This is a genomic window from Pseudomonas sp. B28(2017), assembly GCF_002113025.1.
Taxonomy (GTDB): domain Bacteria; phylum Pseudomonadota; class Gammaproteobacteria; order Pseudomonadales; family Pseudomonadaceae; genus Aquipseudomonas.
In genome coordinates this window covers 23502-49658 of sequence record NZ_NEJH01000012.1, presented here as the reverse complement: position 1 = coordinate 49658, position 26157 = coordinate 23502, and the positions used below count along the sequence as shown (strand labels likewise).

The window sequence follows — 26157 nt, the reverse complement described above, 5'->3', positions numbered from 1 at the left end:
CCTCTGTCAGGTAGTACGGCTGCTGGCTGGAAGCCTGCACCCACGGCCCCCACGGGTTTGGAGTGTGGCGAATCTCTGTTTGTTCTTTTTTTGCACGCATCACAACGCAGGGAGTCTGGCCTGGCGGCCGCCGGATCAATTCCTTTTGCGGGTTTTGATCTGGATCAATCAACGTTGAAAGAGTAGTCCCATTTTCGGGGATAACCCGCGTGGTCTTTTGCCGCGTGACAAGTTGCCTCATGGCTTTTGTTATCTGCTGCAACACATTCCCTGTGTTCTCAAGATAGGTATCTAGCTAACTAAATTTTTTGTTATGGCAACTTCCCGTTACAGGTTGGTGATAATCTCGCCGCTCCCCTCCCCCAGATTTTCCCGCAGATGCCCAGCCAAGAGCCCTTGCTGTTACGTCACCATCGCCCTTTTCTCGCGTTCTGGCTGGCCCGGATATTCACCGCCAGCGGCTTCCAGATGCTCACCGTGGCCATCGGCTGGAACCTGTATCAATTGACCGGCAACGTGCTTGACCTGGGCCTGGTCGGCCTGGTCGAGTTCGCCCCGCGCGTGCTGTTCATGCTGCACACAGGGCACGTCGCCGACCGCTATGACCGGCGCAAGGTTGCGGCGATCTGCCAGTCCTTGCAGGCACTGATCGCCCTGTCACTGGCCATCGGCAGCGCGACCGACCATGTCACCCGGGAAATGATCTTCATCCTGGCCTTCCTGCTCGGTGCCGCTCGCTCCTTTGAAATGCCGACCACCCAGGCCCTGCTGCCCAGCATCGTGCCCAGCGCACTGTTTCCCCGTGCCGTGGCCGCCGCGCAATCGGCCCAGCAATCGGCAACTATCGTCGCCCCTGCCCTCGGCGGCTTGCTCTACGCCTTCGGCAGCGTCTGGGTGTATGGCCCGACGGTGCTGCTGTATGTCATCGCCTGTTCGCTGATGCTCAACCTGCCAGCCCGGCAAACCCCGCTGAACAAGGGCAAGGCCACTCTGGATTCGCTGCTGGCGGGCATTCGCTTCATCCGCAGTCGTCCGGACATTCTCGGGGCGATCTCCCTCGATCTGTTCGCGGTGCTATTGGGCGGTGCGACAGCGTTGCTGCCGGTGTTCGCCAAGGACATTCTTCTGACCGGCCCATGGGGGCTGGGCCTTTTGCGCTCGGCACCGGCAGTGGGTGCGCTGCTGATGTCACTGTGCCTGGCGCGGTTTGCCGTGGAACGCAATGTCGGGCGGGTGATGTTCACCGCCGTGGGCATCTTCGGCGTGGCAACCATCGCCTTCGGCCTGTCGACCTCGTTCTGGTTTTCCCTGGCGGTGTTGGTGGTGTTGGGCGCGGCGGACATGATCAGCATGGTGATCCGCGCCTCGTTCGTTCAACTGGAAACCCCGGACGAAATGCGCGGCCGGGTCAGTGCCGTGAACGGTTTGTTCATTGGCGCTTCGAACCAGCTGGGTGAATTCGAATCGGGCCTGACTGCCCATTGGTTTGGCACCGTGCCAGCCGTGGTCATGGGCGGGATCGGCACACTGGTGGTGACCGGAGTGTGGGTCAAGCTGTTCCCGACACTGGCCAGCCGCGATCGCATGCACGTGGCTAAAGATGAAGAGAAGGGAGAAGCAAAAGCCTGAAGTTATCTAAACCAACAACTCCCCCGCCACCGTCGTACGCATGGCTTTGCCGCAGAGTTGCTCCACCAGGGTCAGGGCAAACGCCAAAGCGGCGCCTGAGCCCTGGGCGGTGATGCAATTGCCGTCGACCACCACCGGCTGATCGACGAAGGTGCAGCCCGACAGTTGATGGCTGGTCGAGGGCAGGCAGGTCATGCGCCGTTGACGCAATACGCCAAAGGCCTGCAGCGCCACGGCGGGCGCTTCGGCGATGCCGGCGAACAAGCGACCGGCTGCCGCCTGATCCTTGATCAATTGTTGCAGGGGTTGGTGTGCCGCCAGGTGCTGCGAACCCACCGCACCACCCGGCAAGGCGATCAGGTCGAAGGGCTGCGCCAGCAAGTCCACCAGCATCGCATCGGACGTCAGGCGAGTACCGCGGGCGCAGGTGAGCATGCGCCGCCCTTCGATACTGGCCACCACCACTTCTATTCTGGCGCGGCGCAGTGCATCGATCAGGGTCACGGTTTGCAGGTCGTCGCTGCCCTCGGCGAGGGCAATCAAGGCTCTAAAGGTCATCGGGTACTGTCCACGGAATGATCCTTTAAGCGTAGTCAGCTTTCCTGACCCTTGTTCGATACGTGAACTTACTGGATATAAAGCTGCGTCGACATCGTATTGCCGGGCGCGTTGATCGAGGTATTGCTGAAGGTCAGCGTGCCTTCCTGCTTGCCCGCCAGATCGAGGGCATACAAATAACCGACGGTTTTTTCCCCGGGGGTGCAACTGGTCAGGTTACCGTTCTTGAACGCGCAGACCGGTGTGCGGGTGCCGTTCACTTCGAAACCGTCCAGAGTGACATGGGCCTCGCGTCCATAACCCACTTCCAGCACGTACACCGTGATGTTCGGGCCATTGTGATCGCAGCGGGTCCGGGTTTGCCCTTCGTCGATGTTCTCGATTCCACAGGACGGCGACGCGACCTTGAGTACTTTCAATTGCGTCAATGGCGCAGCCGAGGCGGCCACGGCCGTTTGAGCCCCGACAAACAACGCCATCCATACTCCGAAGGCGGCAACCAGACGCTTTTTCATGCAGGACCCATCCACCCCAAAAAACAGCGCGCAGTATGGCGCACTTGGCCTTGTCGCAAAACATCGACGACGATCACCGCCATAAGCAGCCATATTCCCAAGCTACTGGTATGATGCGCGGCTTTTTCCGGCCCACAGTAATTTCCAGGCGCGTTCTGCTGTCTGTGCTTTGCTGTTGAGGTCGATACATTCACGGCGCCCGGCGCGCCACGGGGAGCAGACATGCTGGAAAGGCTGTTTCAACTCAAGGCACACAACACCAACGTGCGGACCGAGATTCTGGCGGGCGTCACGACCTTTTTGGCCATGGCCTACATTCTGTTCGTCAACCCGAGCATCCTCGGCGAGACTGGCATGGACAAGGGCGCGGTGTTTGTCGCCACCTGCCTGGCAGCTGCCATCGGCTCGACGACCATGGGCCTGATCGCCAACTACCCGATCGCCCTCGCACCGGGCATGGGCTTGAACGCCTTCTTTACCTACACCGTGGTCCTGCACATGGGCCATACCTGGCAAGTGGCGCTCGGCGCGGTGTTCATCTCGGCGGTGTGTTTCTTCCTGCTGTCGATCTTCCGCATCCGTGAATGGATCATCAACAGCATCCCGCTGCCGCTGCGCTCGGCGATCGCTGCCGGCATCGGCCTGTTCCTCGCGCTGATCGCCCTGCACAACGCCGGTATCGTGGTGAGCAACCCGGCGACCATGGTCGGCCTCGGTGACCTGAAACAACCGGCGCCGATCCTCGCCACCCTCGGTTTTGCCCTGATCGTCGCACTTGAAGCCCTTGCCGTGCGCGGTGCGGTGCTGATCGGCATTCTGGTGGTGACCATCGTTTCCATCGTGATGGGCTTCACCCCGTTCGGCGGCGTGATGTCGATGCCACCATCGCTGGCCCCGACCTTCCTGCAACTGGACATCAAGGGTGCACTGGACATCGGTCTGGTCAGCGTGATTTTTGCGTTCCTGTTCGTCGACCTGTTCGATAACTCCGGTACTTTGATCGGTGTGGCCAAGCGCGCCGGATTGATGCGCAAAGACGGCCACATGCCGAAAATGGGCCGCGCCCTGATCGCCGACAGCACCGCGGCCATGGCCGGTTCGCTGCTGGGTACCTCGACCACCACCAGCTACATCGAATCCGCCGCCGGTGTGAGTGCCGGTGGCCGCACCGGCCTGACCGCCATTGTGGTGGCGGTCCTGTTCCTGCTGGCGCTGTTCTTCTCGCCATTGGCCGCCAGCGTTCCAGCCTTCGCCACCGCACCGGCCCTGCTGTTCGTCGCCGTGCTGATGACATCCGGCCTGGCCGAAATAGACTGGGACGACATCACTGTTGCCGCGCCTGTGGTGATCACCGCGCTGGCAATGCCATTCACTTACTCCATCGCCAATGGCATCGCCTTCGGTTTCATTTCCTGGACCGCCATCAAGCTGATGTCCGGTCGCGGCCGTGAGCTGAACCCGGCGCTGGTGATCCTGTCGATACTGTTCGTGATCAAGCTGGGTTGGTTCAACGCATGACTTTTGATTCCCAGGCCTATGCCGTTCAGCTCGAAGAAAAGGTCACGCGTTTGCGTGACCTGCTGGCCCCGTTCGATGCACCCGAGCCAGCTGTTTTCGATTCGCCGCTGAAAAACTTCCGCCTGCGCGCCGAGTTCCGCCTGTGGCGCGAGGCCGGCGAGCGTCATTACGCAATGTTTTCCCAGGAAGACAAACGCACGCCAATCCTGATCGAAGAGTTCCCGATTGCCAGCCTGCGCATCAACCAGTTGATGCCGCAACTCAAGGCTGCATGGAAAGCCAGCGCGGCCCTGAGCCACAAGCTGTTCCAGGTGGAGTTCCTGACCACGCTGGCCGGTGACGCGATGATCACCTTGTGCTATCACCGCCCGCTGGACGAGCACTGGCACCTGGCGGCCTCGAAACTGGCCGCGGACCTGAACGTCAGCATCATCGGCCGCTCCAAGGGCAAGCGCGAAGTCATCGGTCATGATTACGTCGTCGAACAGCTGGACGTCGGCGGCCGCACCTTCAGCTTCCGCCAGCCAGAGGGCGCGTTCACCCAGCCCAACGGCACGGTGAACCAGAAGATGCTCAACTGGGCATACGATGCGCTTGGCGATCGCTCCGACGATTTGCTGGAGCTGTATTGCGGCAACGGCAACTTCACCCTTCCGCTCGCCACCCGCGTACGCAAAGTGCTGGCCACCGAAATCAGCAAGACCTCGGTCAACGCGGCGCTGAGCAATCTCAGCGAAAACGCGGTGGATAACGTCACCCTGGTGCGTTTGTCCGCCGAAGAACTGACCGAAGCCCTGAACGAAGTGCGTCCGTTTCGCCGCCTGCACGGCATCGACCTCAAGAGCTACGAGTTCGGCAGCGTGTTCGTCGACCCGCCCCGCGCCGGCATGGACCCGGACACCTGCGAGCTGACCCGGCGCTTCGACAACATCCTGTACATCTCCTGCAACCCGCAGACCCTGGCAGCCAACATCGCCCAACTGCACGACACCCACCGCATCACCCGGTGCGCCATGTTCGACCAGTTCCCGTGGACCCATCACATGGAGTCCGGGGTGATGCTGACCCGGCGTTGATTACAAGCGCACCCACAAATAAGCCGTCCTCGTGACGGTTTTTTTGTATTCGTGCACGCAAGACTGATAAATACTGGATCGGTTACTTCATCTGATCCCCGGTGTAATCAATCATGCAGCGACAATTCGACGATCTTCAGTTGGGCAGCATTGAACTGTTTTGCCTGGCCGCCGAGGCCGGCAGTTTTACTGCCGCGGCGCTGGTGGCAGGTGTCACCCCCGCTGCCGTGAGCCGTTCGGTGTCGCGCATGGAAGAACGCCTGGGGGTGCGCCTGTTCGCGCGCACCACGCGCAGCGTGAAGCTGACCGACAGTGGTCGCCGCTATTACGAGGAGTGCCGCCAGGCCCTGGCACAACTGGTCGAGGCTCAGCGCGAGGTGATGGGCCAGCAGCAAGTGCCATCCGGTACCTTGCGCATCAGTATTCCGACCACCTACGCGCATCATCGAATCCTGCCGCTGTTACCGGAATTTCGGGCGCGTTATCCGGCGGTGAAGGTCGAGTCGCACATCAGCAATCGCAACATCGATTTCGTCGGCGAAGGCTACGACATGGCGATTCGTGTGCGAGCCATCCCGGATTCGGGCCTGATCGCCCGACAGTTGGAAGATGCCGCCCTGGTGATGATCGCCAGCCCTGATTACCTGAAACGGGCCGGCACTCCGCAAACCCTCGACGACCTCGAAAACCACGAATGCATTCAGTACGAATTGCCCAGCAGCGGCCGGCGCATTGCCTGGCTGTTCAACGATGAAGGCGTGCCACGGGAGATTCTGGCCGAGGGCAACCTCAGTTGCTCCGACGATGTACTGGGCGGTGTGACCCTGGCCAAACATGGGGCGGGGTTGTTTCAGACTTATCGGTTTATCGTTGAAAAGGAACTGGCCGACGGCTCGCTGGTGGAAGTGCTCAAGCCGTATGGCGGACGCTCAAGGCCATTCACTCTGCTTTACCCGCAAAGCCGCCATGTTCCGCTGCGCTTGAGGGCGTTCATTGATTTTCTGGTGGAGCATTTGCCGCGCTGAACAGCGAAAGTGTCCGATCATCGCCCACAAACCGTCAGCGTGCCTTCTCTGCAATTGACCGAATTAACCAGTTAGTACAATTTATCTCCACAGGCCGAGAACCTCGGTCGATTCCAAAAATAATAAGTGGAGAGATTCCGATGTCCCCTATCGTTCTGGTGCTCAACGGCCCGAACCTGAACCTGCTCGGCGCCCGTGAACCGGCGACCTACGGCCACGAAACCCTGGCAGACATTTCGGCCCTGTGCGGGCGCGCCGCCGAAGAGTTCGGCCTGGCAGTGGAGTTTCGCCAGACCAACCATGAAGGCGAATTGCTCGACTGGATTCACGCAGCCCGCGGTCGCTGCGCCGGGATCGTCATCAACCCTGCCGCATGGACCCACACCTCGGTCGCCATCCGCGATGCCCTGGTCGCCAGTGAACTGCCAGTCATTGAAGTCCACCTGTCCAACGTGCATGCCCGCGAACCCTTTCGCCACCACTCGTTCGTATCCGCCATTGCGACGGCGGTGATGGCCGGTTTTGGCAGTCACGGCTATCGCCTGGCGCTGGAACACTTCAGTCATCGTTTGAAGGGGTGATCGCCGTGACTCAGAACAACGTGGTACTGGCCGGGCTGATCGGCGCCGGCATCCAGGCTTCCCGCACACCGTCCTTGCACGAGCACGAAGGCGATGCTCAGGGGCTGCGCTACCTCTATCGCCTGGTTGATCTTGATCAGTTGAAGCTCGACAGCAACGCCCTGCCCGATCTGTTGACGGCCGCCGAGCGCATGAACTTCACCGGTTTGAACATCACCTTTCCATGCAAGCAGGCGATCATCCCGCTGCTCGATGAACTCTCACCGGAGGCCCGTGGCATCGGCGCGGTGAACACCGTGGTACTGAAGGATGGCAAACGCATCGGCCACAACACCGATTGCCTGGGCTTTGCCGAGGGTTTTCGCCGGGGTCTGAAAGGCGTTGCCGTCAACCGTGTCGTACAGATGGGCGCTGGTGGTGCAGGTGCCGCGGTAGCCCACGCCTTGTTGAGCGAAGGCATCCAACAGCTGAGCATTTTTGACGTGGACATCCGCCGCGCCCAGGATCTGGCTGACAACCTCAATCAGCATTTCGGCGTCGGTCGGGCGATAGCCGGGTATGACCTGCCGAGCGCCTTGGCCCAAGCTGACGGCCTGGTCAACACCACGCCGATGGGCATGAAAAAACTGCCGGGCATGCCGGTGCCGGTCGAGTTGCTTCGAGCCGAATTGTGGGTGGCGGAAATCGTTTATTTCCCGCTGGAAACCGAACTGCTGCGCAACGCCCGCGCCCTCGGTTGCCGGACGCTGGACGGCGGCAACATGGCAGTGTTTCAGGCGGTGAAGGCATTCGAGCTGTTCAGCGGCGTGGTACCGGACGCCCAGCGAATGCTGGCGCATTTTCAAAGCATGAATGGTTGACCCAACTTGCTGGCGATCGTACAGACGCTATCGCCAGCAAGCCGGCTCCTGCAAAGGCGATTCACACAGCTGAATCAGGCCTGCAGGTAGCGCAGAACCGACTCGCAAATCATCTCCCGATGGCGCTGCTTGATGCGTTCGTCCGGCAGGTCGATCTGAAAAATCTCACCAAAGGTGTGGCGGTTCGAGACGCGATAGAAGCAGAACGAACTGATCAGCAGGTGCACATCCAGCGGATCAAGACCGGTACGGAACAGCCCTTGTTCGGCGCCGCGACGCAGAATCTCCCCCAGTGAATCGAGGATAGTGTTGTTCATCGCCTTGATCGCATCCGAGCGTTTCACATACTCAGCGTTGTGAATGTTCTCGATGCTGACGATGCGCACGAAATCGACGTTGCGGTCATGGTGATCGAAGGTGAACTCCACCAGCCGCCGAATCGCCTCGACCGGCGCCAGCTCCGCCAGATGCAGGCGATTTTCGGTGCTGCGGATATCGCCGTAGAGTTTCTCCAGCACCTCGACGTAGAGCTGTTCCTTGCTACCGAAGTAGTAATAGATCATGCGCTTGGAGGTGTGGATGCGCTCGGCGATGGCATCGACGCGAGCACCGGAAAGCCCCTGCTGGACGAACTCGACTATCGCCTCCTGCAGGATGTTTTCGCGGGTCTTTTCCGGGTTGTTCTTGCGACTCTTGCGCGGCTCGGCACCTGGTTCTACGGAGGCTGCGGGGAGTTCTGAATTCATTGTCATTGCGGGCTCACGGCCATCACTGCACAGGCTGGCGATTATGGGCCGCGCGACACGGTGAAGGAAGCCGCACAGCCCACGTTTAATCCCGCGTTTACGAATTTCCTACAACTTCGCCTGACGCAATGCGCCGCTACGGGATTTGGCCATGGCCGCCAGCCGCACCGCGACGTTGGCTGCGCCGTAGCCGGCATAACCGTTTTTACGCTGGATGATCTCAAAGAAGAATCGCCCCTCGAACGGCTCGGTGTACACATGAAACAGCTCACCGCCCTGGGCGTCGCGGTCGTACAACACGTTGTAGTAGGCCAGCTCGCTGAGGAACTCGTCGTCGAAGTCGAACCGTGCCGCCAGGTCATCGTAGTAGTTGAGCGGAATATCCAGCAACGGCACGCCCGCCTCTTTCGCGCGGCGGACCTGAGCAAAGATGTCATCACAATCAAACGCGATGTGATGCACACCGGAGCCGCGATAACTCGACAGCGCATGTGAGATCGCGGTGTTGCGGTTTTCGGAAATGTTCAGCGGCAGGCGGATCGAACTGTCGCGACTGCGCAAGGCACGGCTCTTCACCAGACCATAAGGATCCGGCAGCACGACCTCATCGTCCGCCTCGAAATCCAGCAGGCTCTTGTAGAACAGCACCCAGCTGTCGAGGCTGTCGGCCGGCAGCGCCATCGCCATGTGGTCGATGCGTTTGAGGCCGCCGTTGACCGGAGCTTGCGGGTACAGATTGAAGTCAGTGCCATAAACATCGGCGTGCTGATCCACCAGATAGATCAGGCTGCCGTCCGGCGCACGCACCGCCGCCAGCTCCAATTCGTTGGGGCCGACCAGACCGCGATAGGGCTGGCCCTTGTAGGCCACGGCACGGGCCAATGCGCTCGCACTGTCCTTGACCCGCACGGCGGTCGCGCACAGCGAAGGGCCGTGGGCTTCGAAAAAGCTGTGGCCGAAAGAGTAAGGCTCCGAGTTCAGGATCAGGTTGATATCACCCTGACGCAACAGGCTGACGCTCTTGGAGCGATGCTGCCCGGCCTTGACGAAACCCAGTCGTTCCAGCCAATGGGAGAGCTTGGCACCGAGGCTTTCGTCCACGGCGAATTCGAGAAACTCGATGCCGTTGTACTCGCTGGCCTTGGGTGTTTCGAACAGAATCTCGGGGTTGGCCGCAGGCGTGGTTTCCTGCGCCAGACGCTCGCGGGTTTTCTCTTCCAGATACAACAACGAGCGCAAACCGTCAGCGGCGTTGGCTCGTGGCGGCGCGGCGCGGAAGCCATCGTTGAAGACTTCCAGCGACAACGGCCCGGTGTACCCGCTCTTGATGATCGGCGCGAGGAACCCCGGCAAGTCGAATTCACCCTGGCCCGGGAAGCAGCGAAAATGCCGGCTCCACTCCAGCACGTCCATGGCCAGAATCGGCGCGTCGGCCATTTGCACGAAGAAGATCTTATCGCCGGGAATCTCGGCGATAGCACTTGGATCGCCCTTGAGTGACAAGGTGTGAAAGCTGTCCAGCAACACGCCAAGGCTTGGATGATCGGCCTGACGCACGATGTTCCACACCTGTTGATACGTGTTCACATGCCGGCCCCAGGCCAGTGCTTCGTAGCCGATGCGCAAACCACGGGCACCGGCACGCTCGGCCAGCAGCCGCAAATCGTCGACCAGAACCTGTTCATCGCCGATGGACTCGGTCGAGGCGTTGCTGCACACCAGCACCAGGTCGGTGCCCAACTCCTGCATCAGGTCGAACTTGCGCTCGGCGCGTTCCAGGTTGCGCGACAGCCGATCACGCCGACAGCCTTCGAAATCACGGAACGGTTGGAACAGGGTGATGGCGATCCCGAGATCGGCACACATCTGTTTGATTTCCCGTGGACTGCCGTCGTAGTAGAGAAGGTCGTTCTCGAAAATCTCGACGCCGTCGAATCCGGCGGCGGCAATAGCTTCGAGTTTTTCCGGCAGGGTACCGCTCAAGGATACGGTGGCAATGGAACGCTGCATATTTCGGCTCCCGGTGGAGGCTTCGGCTACAGGGAATTTGCGCCGCTTTTAAAAGAGTGAGGGAATTATTGAGCTGGCCCATGCATTGAGCAATGCAAAGTGTACTATCCAGTTAGTTTTGTGTTCGATTATCGAACAAAATGGTGGTCGGCGAATTGACGATTTTTTGTCCAATGCCCAACATCGTCCTCACATTAAGTCCGGACACGCAGCACCGGCCGCGATGTCCAAAACACCAAATAACAAATTCAAAAAACGGGTGGTACACATGATTCCTTCCCAAAGCTCACGCATGGCTCCGGCCATGAACGTCACTGCCGGTGGCATCGGCGACAAGATCCGCGGCGCCATGGCGGTCGGCAAAACCCGTTGGGGCATGCTGGCGCTGGTGTTTTTCGCCACCACCCTGAACTACATCGACCGCGCCGCACTGGGTGTGATGCAGCCCATCCTGGCCAAGGAAATGAGCTGGACGGCGATGGATTACGCCAACATCAACTTTTGGTTCCAAGTGGGTTACGCCATCGGTTTCGTGCTGCAAGGCCGATTGATCGACCGGGTCGGTGTGAAGCGCGTGTTCTTCTGCGCCGTGTTGCTCTGGAGCCTGGCGACCGGGGCTCATGGCCTGGCCACTTCGGCGGCCGGCTTCATGGTCTGCCGCTTCATCCTCGGCCTGACTGAAGCCGCCAACTACCCGGCCTGCGTGAAAACCACGCGTCTGTGGTTCCCGGCCGGCGAGCGCGCCGTGGCCACCGGGATTTTCAACGCCGGGACCAACGTCGGTGCGATGTTCACCCCGATGCTGCTGCCACTGATCCTGCATGCCTGGGGCTGGCAGGCCGCTTTCCTGTGCATGTCGGCACTGGGCGGGATCTGGCTGCTGTTCTGGGGCTTGAAGTACTTCAATCCGGAAGAGCATCCGAGCGTCAAACAATCGGAGCTGGACTACATCCAGAAAGAAGTCGAGCCAGAGCAAGCCCGCGTGCCGTTCTCGAAAATCCTGCGCATGCGCGGCACCTGGGCCTTCGCCCTCGCCTACTCGATCACCGCGCCAGTGTTCTGGTTCTACCTGTACTGGCTGCCGCCGTTCCTCAATCAGCAATACAACCTGGGCATCAACGTGACCCAGATGGGCATTCCGCTGATCATCATCTACCTCACTGCCGACTTCGGCAGCGTTGGCGGCGGCATCCTCTCCTCGTTCCTGATCGGTCGCGGGATCAACCCGATCAAGGCGCGGCTGATGTCGATGCTGCTGTTCGCCTGCTGCATCATCGGCGTGATCATGGCCGCCGGCTCCAGCAATCTGTGGATCGCCGTATTCGCCATTTCCCTGGCCATCGGCGCACACCAGGCCTGGACTGCGAACATCTGGAGCCTGGTGATGGACTACACGCCCAAGCACATGATGAGCACGGTATTCGGCTTCGGCGGCATGTGTGCGGCGGTTGGCGGGATGTTCATGACCCAGTTGGTCGGCCATATCCTGACCGTCACCAACAACAACTACACCGTGCTGTTCACCCTGATTCCGGCGATGTACTTCATCGCGCTGATCTGGATGTACTTCATGGCACCGCGCAAGATTCCGACCGTCACTGACTAAAGAAGTCATCAGTCCCTGTGGGAGCGAGCCTGCTCGCGAAAGCGGTACGTCAGCCAACGTCAATGTTGAATGACAGTCCGTCTTCGCGAGCAGGCTCGCTCCCACAAGTCTCTGATCGTTACCCTTCTATCGGCGGCTTTGCTGCCAGGCAGCCGCCAGCCCGCTGCAGCAGATCACAGCAATACCGATCACGGTGGTCAGTGTCGGTGTATGGGAAAACAGCAGCCAGCCCAGCAGGCCGGCAAAGATGATCTGGCAATAGCTGAACGGCGCCAGCAGTGCCGGCGCAGCGAGACGGAACGCCTGGGTCAAGAACAGGTGTGCCGTCATCCCGCAGGCCCCCAGCGCCAGCATCATCGCGCCATGCATCAGGTTCGGCGTCTGCCAGAAGAACGGTACCAACGCACTCATCACCAGCGTGTTGCACAAGCCTGCGAAGAAATTGCTGGTGGTCGGGCTGTCGATCTCGCCGAGCTTGCGCGTCAGCAGTTGATAGAAGCAGAAAAACAGCGCCGAGCAGAACGGCAGCAACACCGCCGGAGTGAACAGATCTCCCCCCGGGTGAACGATGATCAGCACCCCGATAAAACCGCAAATCACCGCCAGCCATTGCCCCCGCGTCACTCGCTCCTTCAGCAACGGCACCGACAAAGCGGTGACCAGTACCGGTGCCAGGAAGTTGACCGACGTGGCCTCGGCCAGCGGGATGTACATCAACCCTGTGGTGAAAAACAGACTGGTGCCCAGCAGGCACAGCGCCCGGATCACCTGAAGCAATGGCCGTTTGGTGCGCAGGACCCGCAGCCCGGATTGCGGCAGGAAAATCCCGGCCATCAACAAGGTGTGAACCAGGTAACGCGCCCAGACCACCATGACAATGGGATAGAAACCGGAGAGGTATTTGGAAAAGGCGTCGTGGGTGGAAAACAGGAAGGTTGCGACAACGATCAGCAGGATCCCTTTGAAGGGCTGATTGACGCCGGAAAGCGGGGTGCTGACGGTCATTGGGTTTCCTTGCATAAAGTCAAAAGCTTCGCCTGTAGGAGCGAGCTCGCTCCTACCAGCGAATGGTGCGCAGTACCGATTACAGCCGCGCCAACAATTCCCGGGTTTTATCCAGCGCCATCAGCGCCCGGTCCAATCCACTCACGCCCTGCTCCAGCAACTGCACGGTGGGAATCTCCAGGCTCAATGGAATGTTAGTCGGCAAACAACCCAGCAACCCCGACAAATCACAATCGCCATCGCCGGGAAAACGCCGTTCGTTACGCGCCTGGCGCAAGATCTCCGCCATATCGGCCGGCCGTAGTCCTGCGACATCGCACAACTGTGCATACCGTAACCGTGAGGGAGCAACGTTGGCCAGATCTTCCAGCCGCGATCCCGAACGATCGAAGTGGAAGGCGTCCACCAACACGCCGCCGTTTTCCCGCCTGGCGTTTTCTACAATACGCACGGCTTGTTGAAGATTGCGCGCATCGGTCCAGGGCATGAACTCCAGATTCGGGTGCAGCCCATAGAGTGCCGCCAGATCACAGAGTTCGGCAAAATGTTCCGTCAGCCGTTGTTCATCAGGATCGTTGCCGGCCACCAGCAATTCACTGGCACCCAATTGGGCACCCACCTCCAGGATTTTCTCGAAGTCGGCAACAACGGTCTCCGGCTTGAGACGCAGGATTTCGACGTCCAGCACCCCGATACCGGTATCGCGCAGACGCGCCAGGGTTTGGCGCCGCAACTCGCTGTCGGCCACCAAGGCAAAATGGTGTTCCTCAGGGGTCGCCGGTACCAGGCGCAAGCCGACATGACTGTAACCGGTCCGCGCGGCGACCTCGACCATGTCGGGCGGTGACAACTCCAGCACAGTCAGGCTGGCCAGGGAGAAGACTCGTTCGCTCATGGTCAGCCCTCGACCAAGGATGGCGCGCAGGCACGACCGGTTTCAGCGGCTTCGCGGATGGCTTCGATCAGCGCCAAAGTACGCGCGGCATCGGCGGCACTCACCAGCGGCTCGACTTCCCCACGCGCAACACGCACAAAGTGCTGCAACTGCAGACGCAGGGCTTCTCCGGCACTGAAGCTTTCCTGGGTGGCCAGCAACGGTTGATGCCATCCGCCATCGGCTTGTGTGTAGTGCCAGTGCTTGAGTTGTGGAATGCTCAGCGCCCCGCCCGTTCCCGCCAACAAGTAACACGGTTGATCGGCGTGACGCGGATAAACCGGGTTCTCTCCTGAATTCAGCTCCCAACTCCAGGGTGCAGCCACCGCATCCGAGCCGGTCAGGCTACCCAGCGCACCGTTGTCGAATTGCAGCAACACCGCCGCGCAATCCTCGTTGGCAAACCCGCGTATGGCGTTGCTGGTAATGGCTTGAACCTGGTGCACTTCGCCGCACAAGTGCCGCAGCAGATCGAGGTCGTGGATCAGGTTGGTCAACAACATCCCCGCACCGGCCTCGCGGCGCCAGTGTGTTTCGAAGTAGCTGTCGGGCTTGCGCAACTGCCAGAGCGCCGTAACCGTGGTCAGCCGGCCCAATGCGCCGCTGTGGATAAGTTCATGGGCGCTGACGATCAGCGGATTGTGGCGACGGTGATGGCCGACCAGCACCGGAACACCGCTAGCCTTCGAGACAGCCACCAACTCCCGGGCTTCATCCAGGTGCACACCCACCGGTTTTTCCAGCAGTACCGGCACGCCGGCCGCGAGACAATCGAGGGCCGTGCTGACGTGCAGCGTGTTCGGGTTGGCGACGATGACGGCGTCCGGCTTCGCCTGCTCCAGCATCTGACGATAATCGGCGAAATGGGCCACGCCCCATTCAGCCGCAAGACTTGCCGCCTGCGGCCCGGGATCGGCCACGGCGCACAAGGTCGCTTCGGTCATGGACTGCAGATGCCAGTAATGCTGCTGGCCCATGTTGCCAGCACCGATCAAGGCGATGCGAAGGGGTGAATTCAAGATGCGGTCCTCTTGTCAGTGTTATTGGAGCGTTGAACTCCAATAATTTAGAACCGAGTTCCAGATTCTTACACTACCCCATCCTGAAAGTGTTCGAACAGCGCACAGCTTCTCAAGTTGAACGCCGTTCAACATGTGGGAGCGAGCCGTCGTTCCCCCGTACTTCGCCGAGCCGCATCCGGATACCCGCATCGAATGCCTGCACGGTTGTCAGGATCAATTGCACCCGGCGAAACACCCGGCCACCACCTGCGCCGAGTTCCTGCTCTCGCGCTTTGCCGATACCTACGCTTATCGACGGGAACTGGAAGCGGTGTGATGAACCGCCTGGTCAGGTTTTACCAATTGTTGCGGCAACCCTCTGTAGAATGGCGACCATTGCACCTGATGAGAAAAGAATCATGTACGACTGGCTGAACGCCCTGCCCAAGGCAGAACTGCACCTGCACCTGGAAGGCTCGCTGGAACCCGAGCTGTTGTTCTCCCTGGCCGAGCGCAACAAGATTGCCTTGCCATGGAACGACGTCGAAACCTTGCGCAAGGCGTATGCCTTCAACAACCTGCAGGAGTTCCTCGACCTGTATTACCGGGGGGCCGATGTGCTGCGCACGTCCCAGGATTTCTATGACCTGACCTGGGCGTATCTGCTGCGCTGCAAAGAGCAGAACGTGATACACACCGAACCGTTCTTCGACCCGCAGACCCACACCGACCGTGGCATCCCGTTCGAAGTCGTACTCAACGGCATCGCCGCAGCACTGAAGGACGGCGAGCAGCAACTGGGTATCACCAGTGGTTTGATCCTGAGCTTCCTGCGTCATCTGAGCGAAGACGAGGCCCAGAAAACCCTCGACCAGGCGCTGCCGTTCCGCGATGCGTTCGTCGCCGTGGGCCTGGACAGCTCCGAGATGGGCCACCCGCCGAGCAAGTTCCAGCGCGTGTTCGACCGTGCCCGTCACGAAGGCTTCCTGACCGTCGCCCACGCCGGTGAAGAAGGCCCGCCCGAGTACATCTGGGAAGCCATCGACCTGCTGAAAATCCAGCGCATCGACCATGGCGTGCGCGCCATCGAAGACGAGCGCCTGATGCAGCGAATCATCGATGAGCAGATCCCGCTGACGGTGTGCCCGTTGTCGAACACCAAGCTGTGCGTATTCGATCACATGTCCCGGCACAACATTCTCGACATGCTGGAACGCGGCGTGAAAGTGACCGTGAATTCCGATGACCCGGCGTACTTCGGCGGTTATGTCACCGAGAACTTCCATGCACTGCACACTCACCTGGGCATGACCCAGGACCAGGCCAAACGCCTGGCGCAGAACAGCCTCGATGCGCGGCTGGTGAAACCGTAAGGTTCAGCGCCCAAGCCCGGCGGGAGCAAATGCGCTCGCTCCCGCAACGGTGCACTACAGCGCCATTTCCAACTCGGCTTCCTGGGCAAAGCGATGAATTTCCCGTTGCCCGGAGGCTGTCACCTGCAAGGCTCGGGAATCGTTGGGCAGGCTCAGCCACCCCGACTGCATGAACAGCTGCAACAATGCCGCGCCCAGCGAGCCGCCCATGTGCGGGCGTCTTTCACTCCAGTCAGGGCACGCGCAAGCAACCCTGCCGTTGTGATGGACCAGCGCCTGGATGAACACCCCCCGTGCCGCCAACTCCGTCGCGCCCTTGAGCGTGACCGTGACCCGCTGATCAAAATGTTCGATCCAGCCTGCCTCCAGCAGTCGCTGATACAGATCGGCGGACAGGGTGCCCCCCAAGTGATCGTCGCACAGTCGGGCATTCAACAATGACGAACGCACCGCCCGGGGTTTGACGAGAGGCGCATTGCGCTTGTATACGTCGGGAATATCCTGGGAGGCGCTGGCGAAGGTCGCGCTGGCCAGTGCTTCGATTGCCGCCCCGACCTCGGGAGCGGCCAGGCGGAAGAAGCGTTTGCGGCCGCGGTTTTCAACCTTCAACAGACCGCCAGCGGACAAACGCCCCAGGTGTGCACTGGCCGAAGACGATGTCAGGCCGGCCAGCAATGCCAACTCTTCGGTTGCTCGCGCCGAACAATCCATCAAGGCCCACATTATTGCGCTGCGCTTTGGGTCAGCCAGCAATGTGGCGATCTGGCTGATGCAAGGTGCATGTTCCATGTATTCACTCCCTGTTGAATCGTTTCGTCTACAGTCCAGAAACATCTTGACCAGTAATGTGTCGTCGGCCAAATCGTGGAACTGCCATAAACCCGGCAACGCTTTGCTCACTCATGAGCGATGCCTGGCGGATGCTGCGAGGGCCAGAAGAATGACCGTGCGGCCGGGCCGACTCGAACGTGGACCCGCCATTGGTGGATCGACGCTATTTATATGATGAGGGCGCTAGTATATGCGGGTTGATCGTTGGATCCTGTCCTCTGCCCGGCATAGGTGGTGATCGTTCCTGAGAGAAATTTCTCTTTTTTTTGTGCGACTAATGATCGATCTCCTAAAAGCCCGGAAATTGACTACTCAAACGGGCGCATCGGCTGGCAAGCATTTCCCGCAAAAGGTTCACTGGCTTACTCAATTGCGCGCGATGGGCGCACAACAGATTCAGCGGTGCGCGCTCACAGAGCAACTCCGGCATCAGCACCTTCAAGCGGCCGGCGAGTACATCGGCAGCGACATCGAGCCAGGACTTGTAAGCGATCCCGGCACCTGCCACGGCCCAAAGGCGCACGACATCGGCATCGTCACTGAAGCGGTCGCCGCTGACGGTCAGGCTGACTTCGCGCTTGCCGTCGTGAAAACTCCAGTGATCGTGGACCCGGCTGCCGAGCATGTACAACAGGCAATTGTGCTGTGCGAGTTGCTCCAGTTGCCGCGGCTCGCCATGGCGAGCCAGATAGCCGGGAGCGGCACACAACACCCGGCGGTTCTGCGGGGCGATGGGCAGCGCCACCAGGCTGGAGTCCTCCGGTTCACCGTAGCGCAGGGCAACGTCTACCGGTTGGCGAAACAGGTCGGCGATGCGGTCCCCCAGCAGCAGGCGCACGGTCAGTTTCGGATGCTCGCGTTGAAACTCATCGAGCCAGGGCAGTAGCAGATTGCGGCCAAAGTCCGATGGCGCCGACAGTTGCAGAACTCCGCTGACCTGGTCCTGACCACGGGCCAGCAATCGCCGTCCCTCGTCGAGATTGCTCAAGGCCGCGCGGGCGTATTCCAGAAAGCCCTCGCCTTCGGCGGTCAGGCGCAGGCTGCGGGTCGAACGGGCCAACAAACGGGCGCCGAGTTGCTGTTCGATGCGTTTGAGCGCCGCACTGGCCACCGCCGCCGACATGTCCATGCCACGCGCAGCGGCGGACAGGCTGCCCAGGTCCGCCGCCCGGACAAACAACTGCAAGTCATCGAAACGCAGCATCAAGAGCACCGACTATCAAAAAAAAATTGAAAGAGACTGCTCTTTTAACCGGTTTTATCTTCAGGAGAAATAGCCAATCATCTCCCCTATCGAATCTCTTCTTTATCAGTGTTCAGGAGTCGCCCATGAAAGCCATTGCCTACTACGCCTCGTTGCCGATCGGTGACGACAAGGCCCTGCAAGACATAGAACTGCCGGAACCGGTTGCCGGCCCCCGCGACTTGCTGGTGGAAGTCAAAGCCATCTCGGTCAACCCGGTGGACACCAAGGTGCGCCAGAACGTACAGCCCGAAGGCGGCGCGGCCAAGGTGCTGGGTTGGGACGTGGCCGGCGTGGTCAAGGCTGTGGGTAGTGAAGTGACGTTGTTCAAGGCCGGCGACAAGGTGTATTACGCCGGCTCCATCGCGCGTGCGGGCGGCAACAGCGAATTGCATGTGGTGGACGAGCGCATCGTCGGCCACATGCCGAAGACCCTGGGTTTCGCCGAAGCCGCGGCCCTGCCGCTGACCGCGATCACGGCGTGGGAACTGTTGTTCGAACGCCTGCGAGTGCGTGAGGGCAAAGCCGATGAAGGCCAGAGCCTGTTGATCGTCGGCGCGGCGGGTGGTGTGGGCTCGATTCTTACGCAGCTGGCCAGCCAACTGACTGCCCTTAAGGTCATCGGCACCGCTTCGCGTCCGCAGACCCAAAACTGGGTGAAGGAACTGGGCGCCGATCTGGTGATCGACCATAGCCAGCCACTGAGCGAAGCGCTCAAGCAGGCCGGCGTGGATCAGGTCACCCACGTCGCCAGCCTGACCCAGACCGACCAGCACCTGGACCAACTGGTCGAGGCATTGGCACCGCAAGGCAAACTGGCGCTGATCGATGACCCCAAGTCGCTGGACGTGACCAAGCTCAAACGCAAGAGCCTGTCACTGCACTGGGAGTTCATGTACACCCGTTCGCTGTTTGAAACCCCGGACATGATCGAGCAGCACAACGTGCTCAATCGCGTCGCCAGGCTGATCGATGCCGGCACCCTGAAAACCACCATGGGCGAACACTTCGGCACGATCAATGCGAGCAATTTGCGCCGTGCCCATGCCCTGCTGGAGAGCGGCAAAGCCAAGGGCAAGATTGTGCTGGAAGGGTTCTGAAGCGCTGAAAAAAGCCATCGCTGATTTCATCAGCCTTCCGCGTTTTTTGTCTGCGACCGGTGGTGTCCGGGTCGCAGACAGCCCCTGCGGACGCCATCGAAAAGTCGTGTTTTTTTTAGTTACAAACCGTCAGTCCGACAGTTGCCCCTTGTCACAATGGCGCTCGTATTCGGGACTACAATCGAATCTCCTGTGAGGCAGTCTTTTGCGTAACGTCTTTTACGAGACATCTTTTACGAGACATCTTTTACGAGAGGAGTTCGGCTATGAAGATCCTGATAAAGGAACTGGCAAAGTCCCAGTGGCAAGTTCGCTTAGATCAACATGCCGTGACGTTCCGCAGCGAAGCAGAAGCTCGCGCTTTCACGCGTACCCTCGAAGCCCGCATCCAGGCCCCTCACCAGATCCCCGTCCTCCACCCGCAGCGTGCAGCCGGCTGACTCCGGCCTCAAACCTGGGCTTGCGCCAGCGCCCGGGCATTTTGCAAACGCCGGGTGAGCATCGCCGCGCTCACCACCAGAATGCCACACAGGCTGATGACCATGGCCATCGGCACGGCGCTGCCGTCGTGCAGCACACCCACCAGTGCAGAGGCACCGGCAGCCACGCTGAATTGCAGGCAACCGAGCAGCGCCGACGCACTACCGGCCCGTCCGCCCTGCCCGCTCATCGCGCAGGCCGCGGCGTTGGGGCTGATGCAACCGAGGCTGGCGATACAGATGAACAATGGAATCAGCAACGGCCAGAGTTGTGCGGTGTGCAGGGAGCTGACCGCGAGCAACGTCACGCCGGCGGCCAGGTAAACCCACACTGCGCGCGCCAACAAGAAGGCCGGACCGCGCTTGGCCAGCAGCCGCGCATTAACCTGTGCCACCAGAATGAAGCCCGCGGCATTGGTGCCGAACAGCCAGCCAAAGTGCTCGGCCGGAACGCCGTAGAGCTTGATAATGATGAAGGGAGAACCGGCAATGTAGGCAAACATCCCGGCGATGGCGATGCCCCCGGTCAAGGCATGGCCAAGAAATATCGGGTCGGCCAGCAACCGGCCATACTGACGCAGCGCACCCGACAGCGGTTGACGCGGCATGTGGGCCGGCAAGCTTTCCGGCAATCCCGTCGCAACCGCCAGCCCCGCCAGCGCACTGAATCCGGTCAAGGTCAGGAAGATCGACTGCCAGCCTGTCGTGTTGACCAACAAGCCACCCAGCAATGGCGCGAGGATGGGGGCAAGCCCCATCACCAGCATCAACTGCGAAAAGACTTTCGCCGAACCCACCGCATCACACTTGTCGCTGACCACCGCCCGGGAAATCACCATCCCGGCGCAGCCGCCCAAGGCCTGGACGAAACGCGCACCGATCAGCCATTCCAGGTTCGGTGCATAGGCACATGCCAGAGAGGCAGCGGTAAACAAGCCGACACCGGTGAGCAGTGGAATGCGTCGCCCGAAGCGATCCGCCACCGGGCCATAGGCCAGTTGACCGATGGACAAGCCGAGGAAGTAGGCCGCCAACGTCATCTGAACGTGATTTTCGTCTGTCCCGAAGGCCAGCGCCATGGCCGGAAAGGCCGGCAGATAGAAATCGATCGCCAGCGGACCGAAAGCGCTCAAGGCGCCGAGAATCAGAATGGTACGGAAGTTCATCAGGCATCCAGTGGGGCAGTAGTCGGCAGCCCGACAGTCTAGCCGTGCATGAACGCCTTGAACATTCCGGTAGCTGGCTAACTATCAAAATCAGGCCAGCTTGACGCCGTAACCCTCTTCGCTGATCGCCTCGATCACTTGCTGAGCGGTCAATGTACTTTCGACGCCGACCTCCCTGCTCGCCAGATCGACCCGCACACTGGCCGCCGGGTCCTTGGCCTGGACCGCTTGAGTAATGGCCTTGACGCAGTGACCACAAGACATGCCTTCAACGTTGAACACTTGCATGGGATGACTCCTTTTCCGAGATTGAACCCAGTTTCATGCTTGCCACCATGGCAAGGTCAAGTTCTGACGTTAGCTGCCGGGCTGGCAATCGGCGCCGGGCTCGGCCAAGCTGCGTCCATCAATGACTCGAACTCAGGAGATTCAGCCATGCGCTGGTCGGTTTTCAGCCTGTTTGGCTTTCTCAGCCTTTTTGCCGCCGTGCCTTCGGTCAATGCTGCCGGTCAGGATTATGGCGTGCTGATCATTTCCCGCGAGCGCCTGGAAGTCGCGACCAGCTGCGAAATCGGTGTGTACATCCACGATCAACTGGCGGCGCGGCTGTTTCAGGAGCAGAGCACCTCATTCAACTTGCCGCCCGGCAACGTCTCGTTGCGCCTCAAGTTACTCCCGGGTCAGGTGCCGGGTTGCAATCCGGGCATGCTCGCACCGGGTTCGCAGGATATCCAGCTCAAGGCCGGGGATGTGCTCAAGTACCGGATCGCGATGACGCAGGATGGGATGTACCTGAAACGCGCCGGCCTCGGCTACTGACACATCGCTCCCACATCGAATTGGTACTTGACCTTGCCAGCATGGCAAGGTTGATCCTGTGGTCATCTACTACAGGGAGTGCGACCGATGTCCGAATCCACCACGTTCGACCTGCCAATTGCCGGCATGACCTGCGCCAGTTGCGCCGGGCGTGTCGAGCGCGCCTTGAGCAAAGTCATCGGCGCCAGTGCCGTCAGCGTCAACCTCGCCACTGAACAGGCCCGGGTTCAGGCACCCAGCGACAGTTTGCCTGCCTTGATGGAGGCCGTATCCAGGGCCGGCTACAGCGTGCCACAGCAGAGTCTGGAACTTATCATCGACGGCATGACCTGCGCGTCCTGCGTCGGTCGGGTCGAGCGTGCGCTGGGCAAGGTTGCGGGAGTAAAAAGCGTCAGCGTCAACCTGGCCAACGAACGTGCCCACCTGGAACTGCTCGGCCAGATCGATCCGCAAACCTTGATCGCGGCCGTGGCCAAGGCCGGTTACGCCGCCAGCGTATGGGAAGCCGAACACCCGTCAGCCGACAGTCAGCAACAGCGCCTGCATCGCGAACGCAGGGCCTTGATCATCGCCATTGCCCTCGCCTTGCCGCTGGTATTGCCGATGCTGCTACAGCCCTTCGGCGTGCACTGGATGCTCCCGGCCTGGGTGCAATTCGCCCTGGCCACGCCCGTGCAATTCATTTTCGGCGCACGGTTTTACCTCGCCGCGTGGAAAGCCGTGCGCGCCGGAGCCGGCAACATGGATCTGCTGGTCGCCTTGGGCACCAGTGCCGGATACGGCTTGAGCCTATACGAATGGGCTACCGCCGCCGGGCGCATGCCGCATCTGTATTACGAAGCCTCGGCGGTGGTGATCGCCTTGGTGCTGGTGGGCAAGTACCTGGAAAGTCGCGCCAAGCGCCAGACCGCCAGCGCCATCCGCGCCCTCGAAGCCTTGCGTCCGGAGCGGGCGATCCGGGTGATCGATGGCCACGAGCAAGAGGTCGCCATCACTGCCCTGCACCTCAACGACCTGGTGCTGGTCAAACCCGGCGAACGCTTTCCGGTGGACGGCGAAGTGATTGAAGGTCAGAGCCACGCCGACGAAGCCCTGATCAGCGGCGAGAGCCTGCCGGTGCCCAAGCAGCCCGGTGACAAAGTTACCGGCGGCGCGATCAACGGCGAAGGCCGCTTGCTGGTGCGTACCCAGGCCCTCGGTGCGGAAACCGTGCTGGCGCGGATCATCCGCCTGGTGGAAGACGCCCAGGCCGCAAAAGCGCCGATCCAGAAACTGGTGGATAAAGTCAGCCAGGTGTTCGTGCCCACGGTGCTGCTGATTGCCCTGGCAACCCTGATCGGCTGGTTACTGTATGGCGCGCCGATGGAAACCGCGTTGATCAACGCCGTGGCGGTGCTGGTAATCGCCTGCCCGTGCGCCCTGGGCCTGGCCACGCCGACGGCGATCATGGCCGGCACTGGCGTGGCGGCACGTCACGGGATTCTGATCAAGGACGCCGAAGCACTGGAGCGCGCCCATGAGGTCAGCGCGGTGGTGTTCGACAAGACCGGCACCCTGACCTCCGGTGCCCCGCGCATTGCTCATCTGAGTGCCATCGACGGTAATGAGGCGCGCCTTTTGCAATTGGCCGGTGCCCTGCAACGCGGCAGTGAGCATCCGCTGGCCAAGGCTGTTCTGGATGCCTGTGTCGAACGCCACTTGAAGGTAGCCGATGTCAGCGACAGCCAGTCCCTGACCGGCCGCGGCATCGCCGGCAGCCTCGAAGGGCGTCGCCTGGCGCTGGGCAATCGTCGCCTGCTGGAGGACAGCGGCTTGAACGCCGGGCCATTGGCCGACTCGGCGATCGCGTGGGAAAAACAAGGCCGGACCTTGTCCTGGCTGATCGAACAATCCCCCGAGCCACAAGTGCTGGGCCTGTTCGCCTTCGGTGACACCCTCAAGCCCGGGGCGCTGCAAGCGGTGCAACAACTGAGTGCGCGGAACATCAGCAGCCACCTGCTGACTGGCGACAATCGTGGCAGTGCCAACGTGGTGGCCGAGGTACTGGGCATCCAGGATGTGCATGCCGAAGTACTGCCGGCGGACAAAGCCGCCACGGTCGCCGCCTTGAAAGAAACCGGCGTGGTGGCGATGGTCGGCGACGGTATCAACGACGCCCCGGCACTGGCCGCCGCCGACATCGGCATCGCCATGGGTGGCGGCACCGACGTCGCCATGCACGCGGCCGGCATCACCCTGATGCGCGGCGATCCGCGACTGGTGTCGGCCGCGCTGGAGATCAGTCGCAAGACCTACGCAAAAATCCGTCAGAATCTGTTCTGGGCCTTCATCTATAACCTGATTGGCATCCCGCTGGCAGTGGCTGGCGTGCTCAACCCGGTGCTGGCCGGTGCGGCCATGGCGTTGTCGAGCGTCAGCGTGGTGAGCAATGCGCTACTGTTGAAAACCTGGAAACCCAAGGACCTGGAGGACAACCGATGAACATCGGCCAAGCGGCCCGCCACAGCGGCCTGAGCGCAAAGATGATCCGTTATTACGAATCCATCGGCCTGCTCAAGGCGGCCCATCGCACTGATAGCGGTTATCGGGTGTATGGCGATGACGACCTGCACACGCTGGCGTTCATCAAGCGCTCGCGGGACCTGGGGTTCTCCCTGGAAGAAGTCGCCAAGTTGCTGACCCTCTGGCAAGACCGCCAGCGCGCCAGCGCCGATGTGAAAGCGTTGGCCCGCCAGCACATCGATGAGTTGAACCGGAAGATACGTGAACTCGGCCAGTTGCGCGACACCCTGCAAGATCTGGTTGAGCACTGTCACGGCGATCATCGGCCGGATTGCCCGATTCTCAAGAATCTGGAGTCGGGGTGTTGCGCCACCCCGACCCGCGCTTGATTGCAGGGCACCGCAAAACCCTGTGGGAGCGAGCTTGCTCGCGATAGCGGTGTATCTGACACATCAATGTTGGATGTGCCGACGTCATCGTCGGATCGCCGCCCGGAGCAAGCTCGCTCCCACAGGTATTGTGTGTGTCACATTGAATCTGTAATCCACAAAAAACCCGGCCAAAGCCGGGTTTTCTTTAGCCGATCACTGCATCCACGGTGGAGGCGGTTCTTCGGCCTTGCCCGGTGGCGCATCGTCCGCCGCGCGGGCCGCCTGCTTGCGCTCTTCGTCCAGGCGTGCAGCCTCGATTTCGCGCATGATGCCCCCCACGTCGGCCAGCTCTTGCGTATCGACGAACTCGCCGGTCAGGACACTGGCCGGGTGCAAGGTACCGGCCTCGTACAAGGCCCACATCTCCTTGGCGTATCGGGTCTTCTTCAACTCCGGCGCGAACCGCCCGAAGTAGGACGCCATGTTGCCCACATCCCGCTCCAGCATGCTGAATGCGTGGTTGTTGCCCGCTGCATCCACCGCTTGTGGCAGGTCGATGATCACCGGACCGGTCGGCGTCAGCAGCACGTTGAACTCGGACAGGTCGCCGTGCACCAGACCAGTACACAGCATCAGCACGATTTGGGAAATCAGATACGCGTGATACTCGCGGGCCTGGTCCGGCTCCAACACCACATCGTTCAGACGCGGCGCGGCATCACCGTGCTCGTCGGCCACCAGCTCCATGAGCAGTACGCCTTCGAGGAAGTCGAACGGCTTGGGCACCCGCACACCGGCATTGGCCAGACGGAACAGCGCCGCCACTTCGGCGTTCTGCCAGGCGTCTTCGGCTTCCTTGCGGCCATACTTGGAGCCCTTGGCCATCGCACGGGCCTGACGGCTATTGCGCACCTTGCGGCCTTCCTGGTACTCGGCCGCCTGACGGAAACTGCGTTTGTTCGCCTCCTTGTAGACCTTCGCGCAACGTAACTCGTTGCCGCAGCGCACCACATAAACAGCTGCTTCTTTACCACTCATGAGTGGGCGCAGCACCTCGTCGACCAGACCGTCCTCGATCAGGGGTTCAATGCGTTTTGGAGTCTTCATCAGCTTTTATTGTGGGTCCTTTATTACCAAACACGCGAAAGTCATTCGTTATACGGCAATCCACTCACCGGGGGGAGGGGTTGCCGACTTATGAACATTGCA

The 26157-nt window shown here is 60.7% G+C and carries 25 protein-coding genes and 1 pseudogene; 14 read left to right on the top strand and 12 right to left on the bottom strand.

All coding sequences use genetic code 11. The features are described 5' to 3' along the window. The first annotated feature begins 378 nt into the window (after positions 1-378). Positions 379-1629, top strand: coding sequence for an MFS transporter (locus CAF65_RS23485; RefSeq protein ID WP_085718415.1), 1251 nt, complete (start codon positions 379-381; stop codon positions 1627-1629). Positions 1630-1635: 6 nt separating this feature from the next. Here CAF65_RS23485 and CAF65_RS23480 read toward each other — a convergent pair whose 3' ends face one another. Both CAF65_RS23480 and CAF65_RS23475 read right to left on the bottom strand, forming a co-directional pair. Further along, the gene (locus CAF65_RS23480; RefSeq protein ID WP_085718414.1) at positions 1636-2187 is read right to left on the bottom strand and encodes a DJ-1 family glyoxalase III; all 552 of its coding nucleotides are present in this window, start codon (positions 2185-2187) and stop codon (positions 1636-1638) included. A 68-nt stretch (positions 2188-2255) separates the two neighbouring features. Beyond that, positions 2256-2702, bottom strand: coding sequence for a DUF4879 domain-containing protein (locus CAF65_RS23475; RefSeq protein WP_085718413.1), 447 nt, complete (start codon positions 2700-2702; stop codon positions 2256-2258). A 222-nt stretch (positions 2703-2924) separates the two neighbouring features. On the opposite strand from CAF65_RS23475, the gene CAF65_RS23470 reads away from it, so the two are divergent. The 5 genes from CAF65_RS23470 (at position 2925) to CAF65_RS23450 (ending at position 7762) form a co-directional block, all read left to right on the top strand. Further along, on the top strand, positions 2925-4220 hold the full coding sequence (locus CAF65_RS23470; protein WP_085718412.1) for an NCS2 family permease: 1296 nt from the start codon (positions 2925-2927) through the stop codon (positions 4218-4220). Then, complete coding sequence (gene trmA / locus CAF65_RS23465; RefSeq protein ID WP_085718411.1) at positions 4217-5296, top strand: tRNA (uridine(54)-C5)-methyltransferase TrmA; 1080 nt, start codon at positions 4217-4219, stop codon at positions 5294-5296. The genes CAF65_RS23470 and trmA overlap by 4 nt, the downstream gene beginning before the upstream one ends. Positions 5297-5409: 113 nt before the next feature. Then, on the top strand, positions 5410-6321 hold the full coding sequence (locus CAF65_RS23460; protein WP_008022572.1) for a LysR family transcriptional regulator: 912 nt from the start codon (positions 5410-5412) through the stop codon (positions 6319-6321). A gap of 140 nt (positions 6322-6461) precedes the next feature. After that, positions 6462-6902, top strand: a complete 441-nt coding sequence (gene aroQ, locus CAF65_RS23455) for a type II 3-dehydroquinate dehydratase (RefSeq protein ID WP_085718410.1) — start codon at positions 6462-6464, stop codon at positions 6900-6902. A 5-nt stretch (positions 6903-6907) separates the two neighbouring features. Continuing rightward, positions 6908-7762: a shikimate dehydrogenase gene (locus tag CAF65_RS23450; protein WP_085718504.1), complete on the top strand. Its 855-nt coding sequence runs from the start codon at positions 6908-6910 to the stop codon at positions 7760-7762. 74 nt (positions 7763-7836) lie between these two features. Here the strand turns inward: CAF65_RS23450 and CAF65_RS23445 are convergent, their stop codons facing one another. Further along, the gene (locus CAF65_RS23445) at positions 7837-8514 is read right to left on the bottom strand and encodes a TetR family transcriptional regulator (protein ID WP_085718409.1); all 678 of its coding nucleotides are present in this window, start codon (positions 8512-8514) and stop codon (positions 7837-7839) included. Positions 8515-8616: 102 nt separating this feature from the next. After that, positions 8617-10518 carry a 3-dehydroshikimate dehydratase QuiC gene (quiC, locus tag CAF65_RS23440; RefSeq protein ID WP_085718408.1) on the bottom strand — a complete coding sequence of 634 codons (1902 nt, stop codon included), beginning with the start codon at positions 10516-10518 and terminating at the stop codon, positions 8617-8619. 268 nt (positions 10519-10786) lie between these two features. On the opposite strand from quiC, the gene CAF65_RS23435 reads away from it, so the two are divergent. Further along, the gene (locus tag CAF65_RS23435; RefSeq protein ID WP_085718503.1) at positions 10787-12124 is read left to right on the top strand and encodes an MFS transporter; all 1338 of its coding nucleotides are present in this window, start codon (positions 10787-10789) and stop codon (positions 12122-12124) included. 126 nt (positions 12125-12250) lie between these two features. On the opposite strand, the gene CAF65_RS23430 is transcribed toward CAF65_RS23435, so the two are convergent. The 3 genes from CAF65_RS23430 to CAF65_RS23420 form a co-directional block, all read right to left on the bottom strand. Further along, entirely contained in the window at positions 12251-13129 is an 879-nt protein-coding gene (locus CAF65_RS23430) for a DMT family transporter (RefSeq protein WP_085718407.1), read from the bottom strand. A gap of 79 nt (positions 13130-13208) precedes the next feature. Next, positions 13209-14024 (bottom strand): sugar phosphate isomerase/epimerase, encoded by an 816-nt coding sequence (locus tag CAF65_RS23425; protein ID WP_085718406.1) that lies wholly within the window; start codon positions 14022-14024, stop codon positions 13209-13211. Positions 14025-14026: 2 nt separating this feature from the next. Next, positions 14027-15082: a Gfo/Idh/MocA family protein gene (locus CAF65_RS23420; protein WP_085718405.1), complete on the bottom strand. Its 1056-nt coding sequence runs from the start codon at positions 15080-15082 to the stop codon at positions 14027-14029. A gap of 157 nt (positions 15083-15239) precedes the next feature. Between CAF65_RS23420 and CAF65_RS23415 the strand changes: the two are divergent. Together CAF65_RS23415 and CAF65_RS23410 are read left to right on the top strand one after the other, a co-directional pair. Then, a pseudogene (locus CAF65_RS23415) lies at positions 15240-15401 on the top strand (2OG-Fe(II) oxygenase); the annotation flags it as partial. Positions 15402-15483: 82 nt separating this feature from the next. Beyond that, the gene (locus CAF65_RS23410; protein ID WP_085718403.1) at positions 15484-16437 is read left to right on the top strand and encodes an adenosine deaminase; all 954 of its coding nucleotides are present in this window, start codon (positions 15484-15486) and stop codon (positions 16435-16437) included. A 54-nt stretch (positions 16438-16491) separates the two neighbouring features. Here CAF65_RS23410 and CAF65_RS23405 read toward each other — a convergent pair whose 3' ends face one another. Continuing rightward, positions 16492-17226 carry a helix-turn-helix transcriptional regulator gene (locus tag CAF65_RS23405; RefSeq protein ID WP_085718402.1) on the bottom strand — a complete coding sequence of 245 codons (735 nt, stop codon included), beginning with the start codon at positions 17224-17226 and terminating at the stop codon, positions 16492-16494. 331 nt (positions 17227-17557) lie between these two features. After that, a complete protein-coding gene (locus tag CAF65_RS23400) occupies positions 17558-18472 on the bottom strand; it encodes a LysR family transcriptional regulator (RefSeq protein WP_085718502.1) in 915 nt (304 codons plus the stop codon). Between the two features lie 125 nt (positions 18473-18597). Here CAF65_RS23400 and CAF65_RS23395 point away from each other — a divergent pair, with 125 nt between their 5' ends. Both CAF65_RS23395 and CAF65_RS28525 read left to right on the top strand, forming a co-directional pair. Next, positions 18598-19611: a zinc-binding alcohol dehydrogenase family protein gene (locus tag CAF65_RS23395; protein ID WP_085718401.1), complete on the top strand. Its 1014-nt coding sequence runs from the start codon at positions 18598-18600 to the stop codon at positions 19609-19611. Positions 19612-19877: 266 nt separating this feature from the next. After that, positions 19878-20051: a hypothetical protein gene (locus CAF65_RS28525; RefSeq protein ID WP_008021930.1), complete on the top strand. Its 174-nt coding sequence runs from the start codon at positions 19878-19880 to the stop codon at positions 20049-20051. 8 nt (positions 20052-20059) lie between these two features. On the opposite strand, the gene CAF65_RS23390 is transcribed toward CAF65_RS28525, so the two are convergent. Together CAF65_RS23390 and CAF65_RS23385 are read right to left on the bottom strand one after the other, a co-directional pair. Further along, positions 20060-21256 (bottom strand): multidrug effflux MFS transporter, encoded by a 1197-nt coding sequence (locus CAF65_RS23390; protein ID WP_085718400.1) that lies wholly within the window; start codon positions 21254-21256, stop codon positions 20060-20062. Positions 21257-21346: 90 nt separating this feature from the next. Then, positions 21347-21544: a heavy-metal-associated domain-containing protein gene (locus tag CAF65_RS23385; RefSeq protein WP_057395749.1), complete on the bottom strand. Its 198-nt coding sequence runs from the start codon at positions 21542-21544 to the stop codon at positions 21347-21349. A 147-nt stretch (positions 21545-21691) separates the two neighbouring features. Here CAF65_RS23385 and CAF65_RS23380 point away from each other — a divergent pair, with 147 nt between their 5' ends. The 3 genes from CAF65_RS23380 to cueR all read left to right on the top strand — a co-directional run bounded on the left by CAF65_RS23380 (position 21692) and on the right by cueR (position 24966). Beyond that, positions 21692-22075, top strand: coding sequence for a hypothetical protein (locus tag CAF65_RS23380; protein ID WP_085718399.1), 384 nt, complete (start codon positions 21692-21694; stop codon positions 22073-22075). Between the two features lie 87 nt (positions 22076-22162). Beyond that, positions 22163-24556: a heavy metal translocating P-type ATPase gene (locus CAF65_RS23375; RefSeq protein ID WP_085718398.1), complete on the top strand. Its 2394-nt coding sequence runs from the start codon at positions 22163-22165 to the stop codon at positions 24554-24556. Next, the gene (cueR, locus tag CAF65_RS23370; protein ID WP_085718397.1) at positions 24553-24966 is read left to right on the top strand and encodes a Cu(I)-responsive transcriptional regulator; all 414 of its coding nucleotides are present in this window, start codon (positions 24553-24555) and stop codon (positions 24964-24966) included. The genes CAF65_RS23375 and cueR overlap by 4 nt, the downstream gene beginning before the upstream one ends. A gap of 195 nt (positions 24967-25161) precedes the next feature. Here the strand turns inward: cueR and CAF65_RS23365 are convergent, their stop codons facing one another. After that, on the bottom strand, positions 25162-26055 hold the full coding sequence (locus CAF65_RS23365) for a PA4780 family RIO1-like protein kinase (protein WP_085718396.1): 894 nt from the start codon (positions 26053-26055) through the stop codon (positions 25162-25164). Positions 26056-26157: the final 102 nt, after the last annotated feature.

Coding starts and splice junctions, on each gene's coding strand:
- CAF65_RS23485 (WP_085718415.1), top strand. CDS start 379: ATGCCCAGCCAAGAGCCCTTGCTGTTACGTCACCATCGCCCTTTTCTC.
- CAF65_RS23480 (WP_085718414.1), bottom strand. CDS start 2,187: ATGACCTTTAGAGCCTTGATTGCCCTCGCCGAGGGCAGCGACGACCTG.
- CAF65_RS23475 (WP_085718413.1), bottom strand. CDS start 2,702: ATGAAAAAGCGTCTGGTTGCCGCCTTCGGAGTATGGATGGCGTTGTTT.
- CAF65_RS23470 (WP_085718412.1), top strand. CDS start 2,925: ATGCTGGAAAGGCTGTTTCAACTCAAGGCACACAACACCAACGTGCGG.
- trmA (WP_085718411.1), top strand. CDS start 4,217: ATGACTTTTGATTCCCAGGCCTATGCCGTTCAGCTCGAAGAAAAGGTC.
- CAF65_RS23460 (WP_008022572.1), top strand. CDS start 5,410: ATGCAGCGACAATTCGACGATCTTCAGTTGGGCAGCATTGAACTGTTT.
- aroQ (WP_085718410.1), top strand. CDS start 6,462: ATGTCCCCTATCGTTCTGGTGCTCAACGGCCCGAACCTGAACCTGCTC.
- CAF65_RS23445 (WP_085718409.1), bottom strand. CDS start 8,514: ATGACAATGAATTCAGAACTCCCCGCAGCCTCCGTAGAACCAGGTGCC.
- quiC (WP_085718408.1), bottom strand. CDS start 10,518: ATGCAGCGTTCCATTGCCACCGTATCCTTGAGCGGTACCCTGCCGGAA.
- CAF65_RS23435 (WP_085718503.1), top strand. CDS start 10,787: ATGATTCCTTCCCAAAGCTCACGCATGGCTCCGGCCATGAACGTCACT.
- CAF65_RS23430 (WP_085718407.1), bottom strand. CDS start 13,129: ATGACCGTCAGCACCCCGCTTTCCGGCGTCAATCAGCCCTTCAAAGGG.
- CAF65_RS23425 (WP_085718406.1), bottom strand. CDS start 14,024: ATGAGCGAACGAGTCTTCTCCCTGGCCAGCCTGACTGTGCTGGAGTTG.
- CAF65_RS23410 (WP_085718403.1), top strand. CDS start 15,484: ATGTACGACTGGCTGAACGCCCTGCCCAAGGCAGAACTGCACCTGCAC.
- CAF65_RS23405 (WP_085718402.1), bottom strand. CDS start 17,226: ATGGAACATGCACCTTGCATCAGCCAGATCGCCACATTGCTGGCTGAC.
- CAF65_RS23400 (WP_085718502.1), bottom strand. CDS start 18,472: ATGCTGCGTTTCGATGACTTGCAGTTGTTTGTCCGGGCGGCGGACCTG.
- CAF65_RS23395 (WP_085718401.1), top strand. CDS start 18,598: ATGAAAGCCATTGCCTACTACGCCTCGTTGCCGATCGGTGACGACAAG.
- CAF65_RS28525 (WP_008021930.1), top strand. CDS start 19,878: ATGAAGATCCTGATAAAGGAACTGGCAAAGTCCCAGTGGCAAGTTCGC.
- CAF65_RS23390 (WP_085718400.1), bottom strand. CDS start 21,256: ATGAACTTCCGTACCATTCTGATTCTCGGCGCCTTGAGCGCTTTCGGT.
- CAF65_RS23385 (WP_057395749.1), bottom strand. CDS start 21,544: ATGCAAGTGTTCAACGTTGAAGGCATGTCTTGTGGTCACTGCGTCAAG.
- CAF65_RS23380 (WP_085718399.1), top strand. CDS start 21,692: ATGCGCTGGTCGGTTTTCAGCCTGTTTGGCTTTCTCAGCCTTTTTGCC.
- CAF65_RS23375 (WP_085718398.1), top strand. CDS start 22,163: ATGTCCGAATCCACCACGTTCGACCTGCCAATTGCCGGCATGACCTGC.
- cueR (WP_085718397.1), top strand. CDS start 24,553: ATGAACATCGGCCAAGCGGCCCGCCACAGCGGCCTGAGCGCAAAGATG.
- CAF65_RS23365 (WP_085718396.1), bottom strand. CDS start 26,055: ATGAAGACTCCAAAACGCATTGAACCCCTGATCGAGGACGGTCTGGTC.